17 protein-coding genes and 1 pseudogene are annotated in these 17,448 nt (G+C 44.4%); 13 read left to right on the plus strand and 5 right to left on the minus strand.

Annotation, left to right across the window (positions count from 1 at the left end):
* Window position 1: 1 nt before the first annotated feature.
* The gene (locus GJB59_RS02010; protein WP_236015361.1) at window positions 2–2,836 is read left to right on the plus strand and encodes a YhgE/Pip domain-containing protein; all 2,835 of its coding nucleotides are present in this window, start codon (window positions 2–4) and stop codon (window positions 2,834–2,836) included.
* A 108-nt stretch (window positions 2,837–2,944) separates the two neighbouring features.
* Here GJB59_RS02010 and GJB59_RS02015 read toward each other — a convergent pair whose 3' ends face one another.
* The gene (locus tag GJB59_RS02015) at window positions 2,945–3,094 is read right to left on the minus strand and encodes a hypothetical protein (RefSeq protein ID WP_185960078.1); all 150 of its coding nucleotides are present in this window, start codon (window positions 3,092–3,094) and stop codon (window positions 2,945–2,947) included.
* Between the two features lie 213 nt (window positions 3,095–3,307).
* On the opposite strand from GJB59_RS02015, the gene GJB59_RS02020 reads away from it, so the two are divergent.
* The 3 genes from GJB59_RS02020 to GJB59_RS02030 all read left to right on the plus strand — a co-directional run bounded on the left by GJB59_RS02020 (window position 3,308) and on the right by GJB59_RS02030 (window position 4,360).
* Window positions 3,308–3,616 carry a TIGR04104 family putative zinc finger protein gene (locus tag GJB59_RS02020; RefSeq protein ID WP_142828617.1) on the plus strand — a complete coding sequence of 103 codons (309 nt, stop codon included), beginning with the start codon at window positions 3,308–3,310 and terminating at the stop codon, window positions 3,614–3,616.
* Window positions 3,617–3,655: 39 nt separating this feature from the next.
* Entirely contained in the window at window positions 3,656–3,949 is a 294-nt protein-coding gene (locus GJB59_RS02025) for a hypothetical protein (RefSeq protein ID WP_142828618.1), read from the plus strand.
* A gap of 222 nt (window positions 3,950–4,171) precedes the next feature.
* The gene (locus GJB59_RS02030; protein WP_142828619.1) at window positions 4,172–4,360 is read left to right on the plus strand and encodes a hypothetical protein; all 189 of its coding nucleotides are present in this window, start codon (window positions 4,172–4,174) and stop codon (window positions 4,358–4,360) included.
* Window positions 4,361–4,657: 297 nt separating this feature from the next.
* Here the strand turns inward: GJB59_RS02030 and GJB59_RS02035 are convergent, their stop codons facing one another.
* Window positions 4,658–4,849: a hypothetical protein gene (locus GJB59_RS02035; protein ID WP_142828620.1), complete on the minus strand. Its 192-nt coding sequence runs from the start codon at window positions 4,847–4,849 to the stop codon at window positions 4,658–4,660.
* A 232-nt stretch (window positions 4,850–5,081) separates the two neighbouring features.
* On the opposite strand from GJB59_RS02035, the gene GJB59_RS02040 reads away from it, so the two are divergent.
* The 6 genes from GJB59_RS02040 (at window position 5,082) to srtD (ending at window position 9,448) form a co-directional block, all read left to right on the plus strand.
* The gene (locus tag GJB59_RS02040) at window positions 5,082–5,333 is read left to right on the plus strand and encodes a hypothetical protein (RefSeq protein ID WP_142828621.1); all 252 of its coding nucleotides are present in this window, start codon (window positions 5,082–5,084) and stop codon (window positions 5,331–5,333) included.
* Between the two features lie 268 nt (window positions 5,334–5,601).
* Window positions 5,602–6,540 (plus strand): magnesium transporter CorA family protein, encoded by a 939-nt coding sequence (locus GJB59_RS02045; protein WP_142828622.1) that lies wholly within the window; start codon window positions 5,602–5,604, stop codon window positions 6,538–6,540.
* Between the two features lie 75 nt (window positions 6,541–6,615).
* Window positions 6,616–7,110, plus strand: coding sequence for a DinB family protein (locus GJB59_RS02050; RefSeq protein WP_142828623.1), 495 nt, complete (start codon window positions 6,616–6,618; stop codon window positions 7,108–7,110).
* 126 nt (window positions 7,111–7,236) lie between these two features.
* Window positions 7,237–7,527 carry a hypothetical protein gene (locus GJB59_RS02055; RefSeq protein ID WP_142828624.1) on the plus strand — a complete coding sequence of 97 codons (291 nt, stop codon included), beginning with the start codon at window positions 7,237–7,239 and terminating at the stop codon, window positions 7,525–7,527.
* A 257-nt stretch (window positions 7,528–7,784) separates the two neighbouring features.
* Entirely contained in the window at window positions 7,785–8,717 is a 933-nt protein-coding gene (locus GJB59_RS19090) for an LPXTG cell wall anchor domain-containing protein (protein WP_236015345.1), read from the plus strand.
* Window positions 8,718–8,800: 83 nt separating this feature from the next.
* Window positions 8,801–9,448, plus strand: a complete 648-nt coding sequence (srtD, locus tag GJB59_RS02065; RefSeq protein ID WP_142828625.1) for a class D sortase, LPxTATN-specific — start codon at window positions 8,801–8,803, stop codon at window positions 9,446–9,448.
* Window positions 9,449–9,534: 86 nt separating this feature from the next.
* Here srtD and GJB59_RS02070 read toward each other — a convergent pair whose 3' ends face one another.
* On the minus strand, window positions 9,535–10,236 hold the full coding sequence (locus GJB59_RS02070; protein ID WP_142828626.1) for a GntR family transcriptional regulator: 702 nt from the start codon (window positions 10,234–10,236) through the stop codon (window positions 9,535–9,537).
* A gap of 167 nt (window positions 10,237–10,403) precedes the next feature.
* Between GJB59_RS02070 and GJB59_RS02075 the strand changes: the two genes are divergently transcribed.
* A complete protein-coding gene (locus GJB59_RS02075) occupies window positions 10,404–12,290 on the plus strand; it encodes a beta-glucoside-specific PTS transporter subunit IIABC (protein WP_142828627.1) in 1,887 nt (628 codons plus the stop codon).
* Window positions 12,291–12,303: 13 nt separating this feature from the next.
* Window positions 12,304–13,743 (plus strand): 6-phospho-beta-glucosidase BglA, encoded by a 1,440-nt coding sequence (gene bglA / locus GJB59_RS02080; protein WP_142828629.1) that lies wholly within the window; start codon window positions 12,304–12,306, stop codon window positions 13,741–13,743.
* A 185-nt stretch (window positions 13,744–13,928) separates the two neighbouring features.
* Here bglA and GJB59_RS02085 read toward each other — a convergent pair whose 3' ends face one another.
* Both GJB59_RS02085 and GJB59_RS02090 read right to left on the minus strand, forming a co-directional pair.
* On the minus strand, window positions 13,929–15,551 hold the full coding sequence (locus tag GJB59_RS02085) for a sensor domain-containing diguanylate cyclase (RefSeq protein ID WP_142828631.1): 1,623 nt from the start codon (window positions 15,549–15,551) through the stop codon (window positions 13,929–13,931).
* A gap of 624 nt (window positions 15,552–16,175) precedes the next feature.
* The gene (locus tag GJB59_RS02090; RefSeq protein ID WP_142828633.1) at window positions 16,176–16,649 is read right to left on the minus strand and encodes a plastocyanin/azurin family copper-binding protein; all 474 of its coding nucleotides are present in this window, start codon (window positions 16,647–16,649) and stop codon (window positions 16,176–16,178) included.
* A 460-nt stretch (window positions 16,650–17,109) separates the two neighbouring features.
* Between GJB59_RS02090 and GJB59_RS02095 the strand changes: the two are divergent.
* Window positions 17,110–17,448 (plus strand): annotated as a pseudogene (locus tag GJB59_RS02095) (copper amine oxidase); the annotation flags it as partial.

Below are 17,448 nucleotides of genomic sequence, written 5' to 3' on the forward strand. Positions count from 1 at the left end.
CATGCTGAAACAGGAATGGAAACAGCTGTTTTCCAAACCTCTTTTACTCGGGACGATGATCATCATGATGTTCATCCCCATTATCTATGGCGGATTTTTCCTCGGTTCGTCGTGGGATCCTTACGGAAAAACCGATCAACTGCCGGTAGCGGTCGTCAACGAAGATGAAGCTGCAGAATATGAGGGCAAAACCTTTGCTGTCGGTGATGAACTGGTCGGCAACCTGAAAGAAAACGACACGCTTGACTGGCATTTTACAGATGCCAAAGAAGCACAGCGAGGAATGAACGATGGCGACTATTTCATGGTATTGACCATTCCGGAAAATTTCTCGGCAAATGCGGCATCTGTCATGGACGACAAGCCAAAAGCCATGAATTTGCAGTATGAAACCAACCCCGGCCGCGGCTTTTTTATTGAAGCGGTCAGCAAACAGGCGACAACGAGCATTAAAGAAGAAATCGCTGAGAACGTCACAAAAGAATACGTCAAAGCGGTTTTTGCGCAAATTGAAACGCTTGGAGAAGGTGTCGGAAGAGCGGCGGACGGCGCAGAACAGCTGGATGCAGGAACGGTAGAGCTGCAGGACGGCAACACCGACCTAACGGCAGGGCTGCTCGAACTGTCAGAAGGCAGTTTGACTTTCCAGGAAGGCGCCGAGCAATTGGAAGTCGGCGTCGGCCAGTTTGCGAGCGGTGCGACCGCATTGCAGGAAGGAGCAGAAGGGCTGAACAAAGGGGTTTTTGACTATACGGAAGGGGTAGGAAAACTGCAGAGTGGGGTCAATGGCCTCGCTGCAGGGACAGCGGAATTGAACGACAAAGGATCCACGCTCGTTCAAGGTTCCGAAAAACTGGCTGAAGGTCTTGGATCTCTTGTGCCGGGAGCGGAGCAGTTGAGTGAGGGGCTTTCGGAAACTCAGCAAGGCAGTGCACAGCTGGATGAGGGACTTCATGAACTGCAGGCGCAAACGAGCGGACTAGTGGACAGCTCTTCAGGCATTCAGCAACTGGTTTCCGGCCAAGCGGCGCTGAGCGAAGGCCTTGGCGAACTAAAGACCGGAAGTTCGGCATTGCAAGAAGGTCTGAAGGCATTAAATAGCGGCCTGCCCGCTGCCGATCAAATCGACAGCTTGCAGCAGGGGCTCGCAGGCATTCAAGCAAGCCTCAGCCAATTAAACGGCGCTGTTGCTGCGAGCAACGTGCAGGATGCATCAGCGCTGCAGGCCAATTTGGCTGCGGCGCAGCAAGGAGTGGAGGAATTGCAGACAGCATCTTCCGGCTCGGCAGTTGAAGCGCTGCAAGCATCACCGGCTTTTGGCAGTCTGACCGAAGAGCAGCAGGCAGAGCTGTCAGCTGCAGTATCCGGCAGTACCCAAGAACAAGCAGCGGTGCAGCAGGCCGCTGTTGAAACGCTTGGAGCGAACCTCGCTGCAGTATCCGCCGATTTGAACGAACAACTGATTCCCGCGTTTCAGTCGCTTGGTTCATTGCCGGCACAAATCGCGGAATTGAACAGCGCTGTGGAGCAAGTAAATCCTCAAGCGGTTCAGGCACTCGACGGGTATGGAGCGGTCCATAGTGCACTTGCAGATCAGCTGATCCCGGGTGCATCCTCTCTTGCAGCAGGTGCAGAGGCAGCCATGCAAGGCAGTGGCAAGCTGCTGGCAGGAGCGGAAAAAGCTACGGAAAATCTTCCGCAGCTGGCGGAAGCCGTCGACCGTTTAGCGCAAGGCAGTTCGTCGTTGAACGAAGGCGTATCGTCGCTAGCTTCCGGTTCGGAAGGACTTGTTGAAGGTGCGAGTGCTTTGCAGCAAGGCTCAGTGGAACTGGAACAAGGAACAGCTGCTTATGCGGCCGGAGTATCAGAAGCGGCACAAGGAGCCGGTCAGCTTCAACAGGGAGCCGATGGGCTGGCTGCCAACTCGGCAGCGCTGAATTCCGGTTCCGGCGAATTAGCGGATGGGGCCAATCGGCTGGCTGAAGGAATTCCGGCGCTTTCCGGCGGAGCGATAGACCTTGCGGATGGTGCAGCCGGCCTTCGTGGTGGAGCAGATCAGCTGGAAGAAGGTTCGGGTGAACTCGGGGACGGCCTCGGCAAACTTTCAGAAGGGTCGTCTGAACTTGCTGATAGCTTGGCGGAAGGAGCAGAAGACGTAAACGGCACGCAACTGGCGGATGCCAACATCGACTTGCTTGCTGCTCCGGCAACCGCGACCGAGAGCCAGCGCAGCGAAGTGCCGAACTACGGCCATGCGCTGGCACCGTATATTTTGTCGCTTGGTCTTTTTGTTGGGGCTTTATCATTCAACTTGGTATTCCCGATCAATGCACCGGCAGGACGCCCGACATCAGGCACAGCCTGGTGGCTCAGCAAATTCTCACTCGGCTTTGTCCAGGCAACGGCCGCTGCACTCATTGTCGACGCCATCATGCTGTTTGGCTTCAACCTTCAAGTGGAGCATATCGGAGAGTTTATCGCGGTCTCGGTCATCACTTCGCTCACCTATATGTTCCTGATCATGTTCCTGGGGATGACGTTTGGAAATCCGGGCCGGTTTGTGGCAATGATCCTGCTCGTTCTCCAATTGGGGGCAAGCGGCGGCATGTTCCCGGTGGAGCTGACCAATGGATTTTTCCAGACCGTGCATGATTTTGTTCCGATGAGCTATGCGCTGCTCGGTTTTAGGGAATCGATGTCTTCGGCATATGGATGGGATACATTTATAATGAGCATTTCCGTGCTCGGCGCGTTCTTCGTTGTCTTCAATGTACTCCTGTGGCTGGTGCTTTGTCTCAGAAGCAGAAAAGCATTCAAGCTGGCGGAAGAAAACTAACAAGAAAGCCTCTCTCAACTGTTGTGTAAGCTGACAGTTAAGAGAGGCTTTTGGTTTTGGAAAAATGCCAATAAAACTGAGTTTTATCGTCTAGTCTAAGAGAAACCGCTACGTCATGATATGGACGAGAATCCATTCAATACCCCACGTGATGGCATACAATAAAACGGTCACAATCAGCCCGCCGGCTACAAAGTAACAAACCAACTTTAAAATATCTAAAATCGCTCCGGCCAAGTCATCTGCAAAGTTTTTCATATCTGGAGAATGCACCTCCTGTAATTATTCGAAGCGGCAAATTGAAGTAATCAGTTTGAATGGATATTAATAAATAATGGGATTATTAGTAACTACAATTTTCATAATACCATTCTTCATTTAAAAAAAAGCCTAATGGCCAATTCTCTTTTATCTTACACAAATTAGGGTATTTGGTAGATAGAAGAAAAGATTTGTTCTGGAGGTTACTAAATGCCGAAATGCCAAAATTGTGGACATAGATGGAGTTTGAAAGATACATGCAAAATCGCTTTTAAGTTCAGGGGAACCAGCGGAAAAGTGTGTTCGCACTGCGGCGATACCCAGTATATATCTAAAAAGTCTTTGAACCGGATCGGAATCGCGGCGATAGTGAGCTTGGTCCTTACCGTGGTCATCCGTCCCTTGCTGCCTCAGGACTTTGGAACTTCGCTGCTGCTGGCTGTTCCGTTGGCTGTTGGCTTGATAGTGGCCAATCTCTCTTTAGTCGAATTGTCTAATGTGCAGCAGATGGAAAAGTGAGGTCAAGCTGTTTTTAAAAGAAGCGAAGGAGGTGTTCTGGTGATTGCCAAGCTGAAAATCGTCTTTTCATTTTATCTGTTGGCCGGCGCCGTTCTTTTGTTGGCTGGAGTCGATGAAACCTTCAATCTGTATAACTTGCCGTATATTTTGATCGCTGCCGGTTTTATAGGCTTAATCCTGTTATTGCTGCTGAACAACAAGGAAAGCAGCTTGTTGTGCAGAATCGGGCTGCATAAATACAAGCGCATTAGCCAAGACAGCGAAGTCCCGGCGCTGTATGTCTACTCATGCGAAAGGTGCGGCAAGCAGAAAAAGGCGGCCTCGGTTGCTTAGTGCAGAAAGCAGGAGGATTTTATTTATTTCTTCCAAGCCCAATGTTGAATAACTGCGTAAGCAATTCAACAATAATTAAATTTGTAATCGACTGGAAACAAAGTATAAATTGTTGCTTTTAAAATATTGAATATTGAAACTTATTCCAGTAGTAACCGTATAATAATACTAAGAAGTCATGGGTGATGGAAGCAATGACTGAAATGAAAAGGGGTGAAATATATGCATTGGATGATGTGGATCTTTTGGGGTTCCTTGGCAGCTTTATTTGCGGGTAGTTTTCTTGTGGATGTTTTGACTCGGGGGAAATACAACTTAAATAAACAGGAAAAGACTTTGAACCAGAATTTAGCCGAAGCAGAGGCTCGCAGAGATGCTGGACGGGATAACAATCAAGGTGGAATGTTTTAAATGAATGAACGGAATTGGTTATATAACTAACGGATACTATGAGCTTGGAGCAGCATTTCCCAGCTCATTTTTATGTTCGTTTGTTGGTTAGAAAACATAGCTTTCTTTTTTGAGAGCAAACATTGTCCAGTCTGGTAAACCAAACGGATCTGCTTGCCTACATGAAAAATGAATTGGCAAAGTCCAAATGGAAGTTTTGGGCAAAGACTGGGATATGAATATAACTTATGTACAGGTATGTTCTATTCATAGGGACGAAACGGAGAACATATAAAGAATTTCAGTTTCACTATTTTTTTAGTTCCCTGATTTCTTGTTTGTGTAAAAAACATAAACAGCATTTAGAATGAACAATATTATTGCGGATGTTAAAAAGCCAAGTATTGCAGGTATATTAGGACCAGTTATTAAGTAGAAAATAGTAGCTAAACCAAACGCAGTAAAGCCAGCCTTACTAAGGTTCCATCGAGATATTTTTGTCCCCGCCATACTAGTGCTCCTCCTTTTGTCTTTACAATCCTGCTTGGGCAAACGATTACCCTAATTCACATTCACCACTGGAAACTTTTTGTGAAAGCGCATCGTTATTATAAATAAATTCGACTGGATATGATAATCTCCATGTTAAAGGAATGTCATGTTTAACTCATTTGTAAAGTGTAGATAAGTTAAGCCAGAGCTAAATAAAAGAAGCATTTATCCATTTTCTGGAGGTGAAATCATGAAGAAAAATAAAAGAAATACGCTAGGCTATTTATCACTACTAGCAGCAGCAACCAGTATAGTTTTTTTCTTTTTGCCAATAGATGTTGAAACAGATGCAATTATAATTGGGTTGATTTCGTTATTGGGGATAGGATTTGCTTTAGGATCTAAAGAACTGTGGTACGTCCTCGCAGGAACTCTATCAAACCTTGCAATGTTGGGAATGGCTTATCTTTTATTAATTGGCGCAGAGTTTAGCAAACTATAAGTTAGGGGCGTTTAGATAAAAAATCAAATTTTGTACGATGATATTTAACTTATACCATAGTTGTATGCTTATGATTTGGTAATGGAATGCAAGCGAAATGAAAACTGAAATCGAAATAGCAGAAGATATGAAGGAAGGTGAGAGGCTGATTAAAGCCTATCTTTTCTTCTTTTTTTCTATAAAAAGCTTTTTTTATTTTGATTTTGAGGTAGGGTTAAATTTGTGGTTGGAAACGGCCTTCAATTAAAAATAGAAAGGGGGATATAGAATGCTTAGCATCTATAAATCCTCTCCCGATGGAATTTTAGAAGTCGTTGAGAACTTTGAAAACAACTGCTGGATCAATATAACCGCGCCGACAAAAGAAGAACTCGAGAGAGTATCCCAACTTTGCAATATCCCGATTGAGTTTCTGGAAGACCCGTTGGATTTAGAAGAAACGGCCCGCATCGAATACGATGAAGAGGCGAATAGTACGTTGATTATTAATGATTTTCCGATAGTCGACTCCAATAATAATCAGTTTAATTCGTATATCACCATTCCGATCGGCATAATTGTGGGAGCCGATTACATAGTAACGGTTTGTCACCAGCCGAGCAGTTTTTTAAACGGGCTCATAAAGAAAAATGTCAGCACCTTAATGAAAAGCCGCTTTGCATTAGAAGTATTATTGGCCATCTCAACTCAGTATTTAGATAACTTAAAGCAACTGAATAAACACCGGCTTAAAATAGAAGGCAACTTGCGTGATTCATTAACGAGCAAGCAGCTTTACGACTTAATGGAAATCGAGAAAAGCTTAGTGTATTTTCTCACTTCCTTAAAGTCTAATGGAGATGTCATCACCAAGCTGTTTCGTGTTCATTCCATTAAATTATATGAAGACGACCAAGATCTCCTGGAAGATGTGAAAATTGAAAATAACCAAGGAATTGAAACCACCGAATTGTATACGAGAATATTGAATAGTATAACGGGTTCCTATTCTTCGCTAATATCCAATGAGTTGAACAATACAATGAAAACTCTTACCTTATTTACCGTTTTTTTAACACTTCCTACACTGGTGTTCAGTTTCTTTGGGATGAACGTGACATTGCCGATTGCGAATCAAGACCCAGTCTCTTGGGTGATTACACTGGCAATCGCCTTGGTCTTTGTGGTTTTAATCGGCTTGGCGTTATGGAGAAGAAGGATCTTCTGAAATTGTTCAATTACCGTCAAAGATTGCTTTAGTAATTTAAAGAATTTCTATTAAAGTATTTAAAGGAGGAGTTGGATGAGCGGCAAAGAATTGCTTTTCCATTTTAAACAGGAACTGAGTAACTATTCTCCAGAGCAGCTCCGGTATATCCCGAAAGAAGGCGTTTGGTCCATTGGCCAGATGTATGACCATATAATTCTAGTAGCGCATGAGTACCTCGACAGCGCAGAAAGTTGTGCATCGCTAAATGAAGAACAACCGCTCGGAAAAACACGGACGGGAGAACAATTAATGAAAGCGGGCGGATTTCCGCCGGTTAAAATCAGGCTGCCCGATGAAATGAATGCACCACCCAATAATTCCGACAGCCAAGAACAGCTGGCAAGCAGGCTGGATGAACTGATTGGGAGATTGGAAAACTGGGAAGCGAAAGTGGACTTGATCAACCCGAATTATAAAGTTGAACACGGAGGATTCGGCTGGCTGAACGCGGAGGAGTGGCTTAAACTTGTTGAAATGCATTCCCGACATCACCTGCGCCAGAAAGAAGAGTTGGAAAGTTACCTGTAAGAGAGTTTTTAAGAAACAGTGAAAGATTGAGGAAGAAGTATTCATGGGCTATGAAGGAATAAAAACTTCCTTTGCGGCCTTTTCTTTCATTTATATCATTACTTAATCTTTTAAGGAGGGAAAATGGTGGGGAAGCAGGGAATCAGCAAACAAGAACAAGCCGAATTTCCAGTATTTAAAAGTCATGAAGAAGCGTTCGATTATTTTGAAGAGAAGTATGGAGAAAAATTCGTATTTGAAGAGTCTTTAGATACCAGTGATGGAACTTGTTTCTACTATCGATTGATTATAGATGAGGAAGCTTATGTAAAAGGGATATCGGATTTGAATTCCACTGGCTATGTCGGAATGGAATTTATGAAAAGTTATCAGCCGGTTCGAATTATGAAAGACGGCAGTCTATACATCATTCATTAAAAAGGGAGTGGAAACTCTCCGATCAATGGCGCGCTTATTTTGTGTAAAAAGCTTAAAAGAAATTTTACTCAACAAAAATGTATTGGGGAGCTAAACCCACAGCATTAAACAGTAAACTTCCAAAAATGCGTGACTATATATGTGTTTAATCTAAAAGAAAGAGGGAAACAGGAACTATAAGGGTCTAAATGGAAATTACATACATATGCTAGTTCTTCAACTTGCCCCTTAAAATTGATGGAATGGGAAGTGTTTACATGTTGAAAAAAGCGATACCTGTCTCTTTGGTTGCCATGCTTGCGGCTGCGGGAGCCACCCCTGCTTTAGCAGCGGACATGAGTGTTGCGGATGTGCTGCAAAAATCCAATGAGGCAATGTCTTCTTTGGACAGTTACTCCAGCAAGACGATGATGGAAATTACCATGCCCGACATTACGACTGGAGAATCCATCACAGTTCCAATCCATACTGAAGAAGATGTGACATTCAATCCTTTTGCGATGCATCAGACGGTCACCACTTCTACACCTGACGGGGAAGAAGAGACATTGGAATCCTACTGGACAGAAGATGGCTTCTACCAGGAAGATCCGGTGGAAGGCTGGGTGAAATTGCCGAGCGAACTTTCAGAGGGCTTGGATGAACTTATGGCCATGACGACTGCTGGCGACCAGGTTGCCCAGGCAGAAGCACTCGGGGAAGACATGACGGTGGAAGATGCAGGAGATGCCTACCAGTTGAGCTATGAAGGCGATGGCGAAGCTTTGATGGAAGCTGTTCTTGCTTCATTTGAATCCATGATGGGGGAAGAAGATGCCTCGATGTCGATGGAAGGGATGATGGAAGAAATCAATTTCAATGACATCAGCTATGAAATGACTGTTGATAAAGAAACTTTTTACATGACGGAAATGTCCATGTATATCGATATGGATATTTCAGCAGAAGGTGAAAGCTTGAACATGGTCCAAAGCATGGACATGTCCATCAGCAACTTTAATGGTGTAGAACCTATTACAGTGCCGGAAGATGTTTTAAGTGGTGCGGTCCCGCTTGAAGGAATCGGTGAAGAAGGCGGAGAATTGCCGGATACTGCAAGCAATGATCCATTATTTGCTTTTGCAGGCTTGGGATTGGCTGCTGTAGGCGCTGGGATGCTATTGTTCAGAAGACGCTCGATTGCTCAATAAGAAAACAAAAAACCGTATCTTGAATACGGTTTTTTTGTATGTGACTGTTAGTTTTAGTAGAGAAGGAGGTGCAAGTCGGCTCCATGAATAAAATATATAGTGCTATTCTTGTTGTCGGCCTTGCGATGATGGGCTTTTATGGCTTTCAATGGTGGCAGAGTTCTCAAGCGACCGAGACGGTTTCGCTTGCTGAAATTGAAGGTTGGAACAATGCTGGGCCGGAAGAGGCTGGAGAAGTCGCGCAGCCGGCACCGGAAACTGCCGCTGAAACGGTTCAAGAACCGCCAGCCTTAATGAGTGACCAGTTGGATCAATATCAACTGGGAGAAGAGGTCGGCCGGCTTGTGGTTCCTTCCATTGAAAAAGGATATCCAATTTACTGGGGAGCCGATGAAGCGACACTGGATCAAGGGGTGGGAATGTACGTCAGCCGATGGACGGCCACTCCTGATCAAAAAAGGCATACCGTACTGAGCGGCCATCGAAACACGGTTTTTACAGGGTTGGATAAAGTAGAAAAAGACGACTCTATTTTCCTTGAGTATGGAGGCCAGCGTTTTGAATACAAAGTCGAGGATATGTGGATAACCGATGCCGACGACCGAACCGTCATTGTAGATAAAGATGAGGCCACATTGACTTTGACGACCTGCTACCCATTTGATTACATCGGGTATGCACCAGAACGTTATATTATTCAAGGGCAGCTTGTCGAGGTTCAAGAGATGTAAGAAGTCAGTTAAAAAAGGACGGAGAAAAAGAAACTTTTTTCTCCGTCCTTTTTCATGGGGATTTATTGGACAGTCCATTTCATATTCTATAGAACTGCTTGAAGAAAGAACTGTGACTGCACGTAATTGTACGTTACTTTGGAAAAATCGAATGGCTGGCCGTTGCTTAAGTGAAAGATAGATTCAACATCCAGTTTGGGATCGCCTTCTTTTAACGCTAAATACTGTGCTTCTTCAGCGGTCAGTTTTTCGACATGGAGAAAGGTATCGGCAAATCCGATGCTCAACCCTAACCCTTCCGTAATGTAGTGGAAGATCGACTCGGTAATAATTTCTTTGTTTAAATAAGTGACGATTGACTTTTTGAAGTATGATTCCTCCAGGCAAAGCGTCTGCCCTTGGATAAAACGAATTCGTTTTACGTAGTAAACATCTTCTTCGAGGCTGATGTTCAAATTAAACGCCGCTTCTTTGGTCGGTTTTCGTACATCGAGTTCAATAACTTTTGACGTTATTTGAAAGTCTTCCAGCGTTTTTTTGAATCCTTGACTCGAAGTAAGGCTGATGTACCCTTTTCTTTTATGCCTTCTGACGAAAATCCCGCTTCCTCTGACTTGGAACACGACCCCTTTTTTCTCCAGCAGCTCCAATGCTTTTGTGACCGTACTTTTACTCACATTGAATTGGATCATCAGATCTTGCAGTACAGGCAGTTTATCTCCTTGCTGAAGTTTGTGCTCTTCTATGTAATTTTCCAGTTCGTCTGCGATGTGCTGATATTTTAACATATGGATACCTCTTTACTTTAATGTCTGAAAGATACTCGAATTATATCATAAAGTACCTGAAAGCTCTTTTAATTAAATTAATAACAAATAATTATATTGTTAGGTACTTGATTAATTGTACCGGTACAATTAATATGTAAGAGTATTCAAATAAAGGGGTGAAACAAATGGGAGCAAAAATCAGGGATTATTCAAAACTTGCGGAAGATATCTTGGAAGCTGTAGGCGGGGAAGAGAACGTGGCAAGTGCTGCACGCTGTGCAACTAGACTTCGGATTGTCCTGAAGCGTTCTAAGCCGGAAGCTAAAGCAATTGTATCGGAAATGCCGGGTGTTATTACGGTTGTAGAAAATGGTGGCCAGTTCCAAGTAGTCATCGGCCAGCATGTGGGGGAAGTTTTTGAAGAATTTTCAAACCTGGTACAGCTGGAAGCAGCGGATGATGTCAATGAAAACAAAGGAACGATTTTAAATCGCATCATTGCGACGATGTCCGCTGTTTTTGCACCATTTATCTATATTCTAGCGGCAGCCGGTATTTTGCAGGGTGCGTTGATATTACTGAATTTACTGTTTCCCAGTTTTGCAGGAACCGGAACCTATGAAGTGTTCAGCTTCATCTCTTGGGCGCCGTTTACGTTTTTGCCGATTTTCATTGCCATCACGGCATCTAAACATTTTAAGAGCAACACTTTTATAGCTGTTGCTGCGAGTGCGGCGCTGGTCAGTCCGACCTGGACAGAAATGGCCGGAAGAATTGCAGAAGGAGAAAGCATTACATTCCTCGGAATGGCATTATCTCAGACCGTCTATACATCTTCTGTATTGCCGCCGCTATTCTTGGTATGGATCTTGTCCTACCTGGAACGTTTCTTAAATAAGCGCATACACGAAGTCGTCCGGCCGTTATTTGTTCCACTCGTATGCCTGGTCGTCATGGTTCCATTAACGATTCTATTGATCGGTCCGCTTTCAACAATAGGCGCAAACGGAATCGCAAATGGCTATAACTTCTTGGCTGAAAATGCACCGGCTGTAGCAGGGGCGCTCATCGGAGGATTCTGGCAAGTGCTGGTCATTTTCGGCATCCACTGGGGAGTCACGCCAATGGTATTAGCGAACTTCGATTTGTACGGCCGCGATTCTTTCCAGGCTTACCAAACGATTGCAGTCATTGCCCAAATTGGTGCTGTATTGGGTGTAATCATTAAAACGAAAAGTCAGGAAACCAAGAAGCTGGGCGTTTCAGCAGGAATAACCGGCTTGTTCGGTATTACGGAACCGGCTATCTACGGGATTACATTGAAGTTCAAGAAACCGTTCATCTTCGGAAGCATTGCAGGTGCTGCAGGGGCTGTAACGGCAAGTTTCTTTAACCCGAATTACTTTGCTTATGCAGGTTTGCCTGGTCCTTTAACGATTGTCAACGGAATCAGTCCGGACTTCCCGTCGTCGATTTGGGGAATCCTGATCGGTTCCGCGATTGCCATCATTCTGCCGATCGTCTTGATTCAAATTTTCGGATTTGGCGAGAATGCGGCGGAAAAAGTGAACGAAGACCCGGCAACTCAACAACCGGAACTGGACTTGCAGAACTTAAATGAAGAGTCTATCCATGCGCCTTTAAGAGGACAAATTATTCCCCTTTCCCAGGTTTCGGATAAAGTGTTCAGTTCAGGTGCGATGGGCAAAGGCGTTGCCATAGAGCCGCTGGACAACAAATTGTATGCGCCGTTTGACGGAACCGTGGTGATGATTGCATTGACGAAACACGCAATCGGCTTGCGTTCCAATTCAGGTGCCGAGCTGCTCGTCCATGTCGGCTTGGATACCGTCATGCTAAAAGGAAAGCCGTTTACGCTGCACGTGGAAGACGGCGCAAAAATCAAAAAAGGCGATTTGCTGATGACGTTTGACCGGGAGTTTATTGAGAATGAAGGCATCAGAATAACGACACCTTTGATTATTACCAATACGGATTCTTATAAAGAAGTGATCGTCGAGAATATTTTGGATGGCCTTGTAGGCGATAAATTACTGACAGTTGTTAAATAAGGAGAGAGATAAAATGGGAAAACTACCAAATGATTTTTTATGGGGCGGCGCTTTAGCTGCTCACCAATTTGAAGGCGGATGGGACCAAGGCGGAAAAGGGCCGAGCGTCGTTGATGTTATGACAGCTGGCGCGCACGGTGTTGCAAGAGAGATAACGGATACGATCGAAACAGATACGTTCTACCCCAACCATGAGGCAATTGACTTCTACAGCAAATACAAAGAAGATATCGCTTTGTTTGCCGAAATGGGACTAAACTGCTTGCGGACATCAATCGCATGGAGCCGGATTTTTCCAAAAGGAGACGAGGCAGAACCTTGCGAAGAAGGATTGCAGTTTTATGATAATGTATTTGACGAATTGTTGGAAAATGGAATTGAGCCAGTCATCACGCTATCCCACTTTGAAATGCCGCTCCACTTGGCAAGAGAGTACGGCGGATTCAGAAGCCGCAAAGTGGTCGAACATTTCGTCAAATTCGTGGAAGTTTGCTTTAACCGTTACCAGGACAAAGTGAAATATTGGATGACTTTCAACGAAATCAACAACAAAATGGACGTCAACAACCCGATTTTCCTATGGACAAATTCAGGCGTTGTCATTGGAGAAGGAGAAAATGCCAAAGAAGTGATGTACCAGGCAGGGCATCACGAACTGATTGCGAGCGCACTTGCTGTATCAAAAGGAAAGGCCATCAATCCTGAATTCCAGATTGGGGCCATGGTGTCCCATGTGCCAATTTATCCGTATTCTTCAAATCCGGCAGACGTCATGCTGGCGGAAGAAGAAATGAGACAGCGCTATTTCTTCCCGGATGTTCATGTACGCGGCTTTTATCCAAACTACGTGTTGAAAGAGTTTGAACGGGAAGGCTACAACATCCAAATGGAACCGGGCGATGACGAAATCTTGAGAAACGGCAAAGTCGACTATTTAGGATTCAGCTATTACATGTCGACGACGGTAAAAAGCGATGTTGAAAATGACAATCTTGGCAACATCGTTAACGGCGGATTGCCGAATGGCGTAGAAAATCCATATACCCAATCGAGCGACTGGGGCTGGGCAATCGACCCTACCGGCTTGAGGTATACATTGAACCGCCTTTACGACCGCTACCAGATTCCTTTGTTTATCGTCGAAAACGGCTTTGGCGCAATTGACACGGTGGAAGAAGACGGTACAATCCATGATGCGCAACGAATCGACTATTTGAAATCACACATCGAAGCCTTGAAAAAAGCCGTCACGTACGACGGCGTTGAACTGATGGGCTATACGCCATGGGGAATTATTGATATCGTCTCGTTCACAACCGGCGAAATGAAGAAACGCTACGGCATGATACATGTCGACCGTGATAACGAAGGGAACGGATCAATGAAACGATCCAAAAAAGATTCTTTTGAATGGTACAAAAAAGTGATTGCGACGAATGGCGAAGAGTTATAAAAGAAGTTGCTTTCATAAGCGATTCTTTTATTCGCCTAATGTATGAGGTGAAATTATAAACTCATTCAGAGAAGTTTGAAGGAGAGGGGCTGATTTGCAGCTTCTCTCCTTTTTGACAACATTGGGGCACTGACTTATACAAGTCAGTGCCCCAATGTTGTATGCTCCTATAAGTCCAGGTAAATCTAGTAGCCGTACATATGAATCCGGTTTTTTCCTTCTCTCTTTGCTGCATACAAAGCTTCGTCTGCTGTTCTGATCGTCTCTTCGATATTGATTGAACCGGATGCTTCCCAAAAAGCGGCTCCGATGCTGCAGCTGACAGAAGCGCTTTGCCCATCGAGCGAGTACGGCTTATTGATAGATGAAATGATTTTTTCTCCGACAATCTTTCCTCTGTTGGCCAGATCGCCTTTCCCTACTGGCAGGACAACTATAAATTCATCGCCGCCTACCCTTGAAATCATTTCTCCTTCTCTGACGATTTTCTTCAGCCGCTCGGCTACTTGGATAAGAAGTTCGTCGCCTGCATTGTGGCCCATTGTGTCATTAATCTTTTTAAATCCATCTAGGTCGATATATAAAACAGTTGCTGTTTGGTGCTTTTGGATAAATTCACGCAAGTAATAATCCAGGGCGTACCGGTTTGCCAACCCTGTGAGTTCATCTCGGTTGGCTACTTCCTTCATTTCCACTAAAGCCGATTCTGTATGGGTCAGATCCGAAACCAGTTTTCTTAATGAAAGGGATAAAGTTTCCAACTCCGATGTGCCCCGGTAAAGCGGAATCTGGACAAACTCCCCGAGCCTCAGGCGATCGGCTGCACCAGCGATGTTTTTTAATGGCGAAGTTAACCGTTCCGCAAGAAACCAGCCGATCACAGCGAAAAGGAGAACAAAGATAAGTCCGGATATGAGGAAAAACATCATAAGTTCTTTGGTAGGGGCATAGGCAACCTCCACTGGTTGTCTGACTAAAATCGTCCATCCCAACCCAGGATACTCTTTATAGCCATTTTCCATCATGTAGCCAGTGACATACTCTTTGTCATCCGGCCAAGTTTCAATAATCGACCCATTTTGGCCGGTTCTGGCCAACTCTATGCTTTCCAAATTCAGCCGTTTTCCCAGCAGGTCATCAGGACCTAAAATAACAACATCATCTATTTTACTGACAATCAAAAACTCGATGCTGTCCCGATTTTTCAGCGAATCAAGCATAGAAGCCTCAACTTCTTCAACCCATTCCCAGCTTAGGTGAGTCGCTAAAACACCTATAAAGTCGTCATTGTCATCATAAATTGGAGTGCTGATATCGACGAACTTCATTTCTTCTCCCGTTGGGTTAGGCAGGAGGTCAGCCAGCAGCACCGCCTCGTGTACGTCGCCAATAAAGGTTTTTTCCAATGCCTCCAAATAAACCGGCCGTTCGGAAATATCGACTCCTTTTAGGATTGAATCCGTGGATGCAACGACTGTTCCGTCTCGGTCCGTAAGGCCAATCCATGAAAACGATGGGAAAGTCGCCTGTGTTTGGTTGAGCATGGATTCTATTTCGTCCGGATCCTCCAGCTGCCGGATATCGGACAAGCTGCTGAGCATAATGGTTTCGCCGTAGCGGGACCACATATACTGATCCAAATTATTCTCCATCAAATAAGCAGATTCACTAAGCGAGTTTCCGATTTCCACTTCAACCTGTTTGATCGAGCGTTCACCATAAACACCGCCGAAGATCAAAATCAGTAGGATGGTAGTGCCTGCAAAAATAATGGATAGTTGTGTCCGAAGACTTAACGATAAACGCATGATTCATCCCCCAAAGCTCATAAAAATTAATGTTCTTTATATAGCAGGTTCTCGAAAAAGCTATGGAGCGTATAGAAAATTCGACCATAGAAAAAAGCCTGGTTGAAAGGCTATGAAGATAGGATGGATTTTCACCTAAACTATGATTTTTTTCACTCTTACAACGAAGAAAGCAGAAAAATAGATTGGTTTTTATAAACACTCTTATTGTGCAACTAAAGTTTTCCGGGCAATTAATAACTCGAAATGAATAAAAGGTAGATATAATTACTTATTTTAAATGCTTGCTAGAAAGAATTATATACAGCGTTTCCTCGACTTAATATAGTCTATATTAACTATTGGTTGTTATAAATTAAAAAAATTGTCATATTAGTCCAAGGAATCAGTTGATTATTGTTTATTTTTATAGATGAGTTTGCGTGCGGGTTATGGCTAAAGGAGCGGATGCCGGATCCTATAGGACATGGGGAAGGACAGATTGAACTGCGTCAAGTATTTGAAGAGGTACACTAAACTTCCGTTAACGAGTATTTTGCTGAATGGTGATTTCAAAACTAAATACAAAGAAAAGCAGCCCAGGTATAGGTTTCAAAATACCTGGGCTGCTTTGGTTTGGGCTGTTTACTTAATCGCGACATTATGCTGGACCTGGTCTTGATTGGTCCATACTACGGTAGTGCCTGGGGCAACTGTGATGGTTTCTTCCCCAAACTCATAGTCGGCAATATCTATGGCGACTTCACCTGTTTGTTCTGCGCCTTCTTCTACAAGAACAGTCATTTGCATGACTGGATGGGGCTCGCAAAAGATTGCGTACTCGCCCGCTTCATTAAATATATAACTGGTTTGTTCACCGTTTGACAATAAATCTGAAGCAGCACCGCTCTCAGCTTCCGGGGTGCTGTCTTCGGCAGGTTCCTCTTCTGGTTCTTCCTCAGTAGTTTCTTCTTCTGTACTTGTCTCTTCCTCCGCTGTGTTTTCCTGTTCCACAGCTTCTTCTTCAACACTCTCGTTGGCTGTTGGCTGCTCTTCTCCACAAGCTGCCAGGGACAGAAGGGCAGCGGCGAGTACTAATCCGAACTTTTTATGGATCATTTTTTCTCCTCCTCTATTTTGTTCTTTCTTATAGAACGTAAGAAAAGTCGAAGTAGATTATCGTTTGTCAAAAATATTTTCTTTGAGAGAACGAAAAACACGCATATTTATCTACCCACTATTATACAGAGAAGTAAATGCGGAAAGAAAAAAGAAGCTCTATAATCCAGGAAAATAAAACCTTCCATATAAGGTGGAATTAAGAACCATCATATTACCGACCGGTTTACCCGGTTTGAGTAGAGCAAAGAAGAATGCTCCTGCTCCAGTGGGTCGCGATTGAAACTGCGCGATAGTATCGAAAGAACATGGGTTTCATCGATCCACCCGCGGAATTTCAACAGTTAAGATGAATAATTCAACTAAATTCAATTAACTTTAAAATAAAGTGATCTAAATGATTTGCCTGTGCGTTATTCCTGTATAACCAAAAAAAAAAAGAAAAAGGGAGCGATACATTATGAAATTAAACAAATGTCTTTTAGCACTTCCACTATCATTAGCCTTATTGGTACCAACGGCGGCATTGGCAGACAGCCACGGCCATTCCACTCCGGCAAGCGAAACGGCGATGGAGTCAAGCACGGCGACACCAGCCGCAGAATTGCGCATTGCCCTGGATACGGTCTTAACGGAACATGCATTTTTAGCAGTTGAAACGATGCGCAAAGGCGCAGATGGCGCAGAAGATTTTGATCAGGCTTCGGCAGCGCTGCTAGCGAACTCCGATGACCTGGCTGCAGCCGTGACTTCGGTCTACGGCGAAGAAGGCGGAGCGGCGTTCCTGGAAGTCTGGAAT

The organism is Planococcus soli, from assembly GCF_016881065.1.
GTDB lineage: Bacteria > Bacillota > Bacilli > Bacillales_A > Planococcaceae > Planococcus > Planococcus soli.

Coding starts and splice junctions, on each gene's coding strand:
- GJB59_RS02050 (WP_142828623.1), top strand. CDS start 6,616: ATGAGCGGCAAAGAATTGCTTTTCCATTTTAAACAGGAACTGAGTAAC.
- GJB59_RS02045 (WP_142828622.1), top strand. CDS start 5,602: ATGCTTAGCATCTATAAATCCTCTCCCGATGGAATTTTAGAAGTCGTT.
- GJB59_RS02075 (WP_142828627.1), top strand. CDS start 10,404: ATGGGAGCAAAAATCAGGGATTATTCAAAACTTGCGGAAGATATCTTG.
- GJB59_RS02035 (WP_142828620.1), bottom strand. CDS start 4,849: ATGGCGGGGACAAAAATATCTCGATGGAACCTTAGTAAGGCTGGCTTT.
- GJB59_RS02030 (WP_142828619.1), top strand. CDS start 4,172: ATGCATTGGATGATGTGGATCTTTTGGGGTTCCTTGGCAGCTTTATTT.
- srtD (WP_142828625.1), top strand. CDS start 8,801: ATGAATAAAATATATAGTGCTATTCTTGTTGTCGGCCTTGCGATGATG.
- bglA (WP_142828629.1), top strand. CDS start 12,304: ATGGGAAAACTACCAAATGATTTTTTATGGGGCGGCGCTTTAGCTGCT.
- GJB59_RS02085 (WP_142828631.1), bottom strand. CDS start 15,551: ATGCGTTTATCGTTAAGTCTTCGGACACAACTATCCATTATTTTTGCA.
- GJB59_RS02015 (WP_185960078.1), bottom strand. CDS start 3,094: ATGAAAAACTTTGCAGATGACTTGGCCGGAGCGATTTTAGATATTTTA.
- GJB59_RS02040 (WP_142828621.1), top strand. CDS start 5,082: ATGAAGAAAAATAAAAGAAATACGCTAGGCTATTTATCACTACTAGCA.
- GJB59_RS02020 (WP_142828617.1), top strand. CDS start 3,308: ATGCCGAAATGCCAAAATTGTGGACATAGATGGAGTTTGAAAGATACA.
- GJB59_RS02090 (WP_142828633.1), bottom strand. CDS start 16,649: ATGATCCATAAAAAGTTCGGATTAGTACTCGCCGCTGCCCTTCTGTCC.
- GJB59_RS02010 (WP_236015361.1), top strand. CDS start 2: ATGCTGAAACAGGAATGGAAACAGCTGTTTTCCAAACCTCTTTTACTC.
- GJB59_RS19090 (WP_236015345.1), top strand. CDS start 7,785: ATGTTGAAAAAAGCGATACCTGTCTCTTTGGTTGCCATGCTTGCGGCT.
- GJB59_RS02070 (WP_142828626.1), bottom strand. CDS start 10,236: ATGTTAAAATATCAGCACATCGCAGACGAACTGGAAAATTACATAGAA.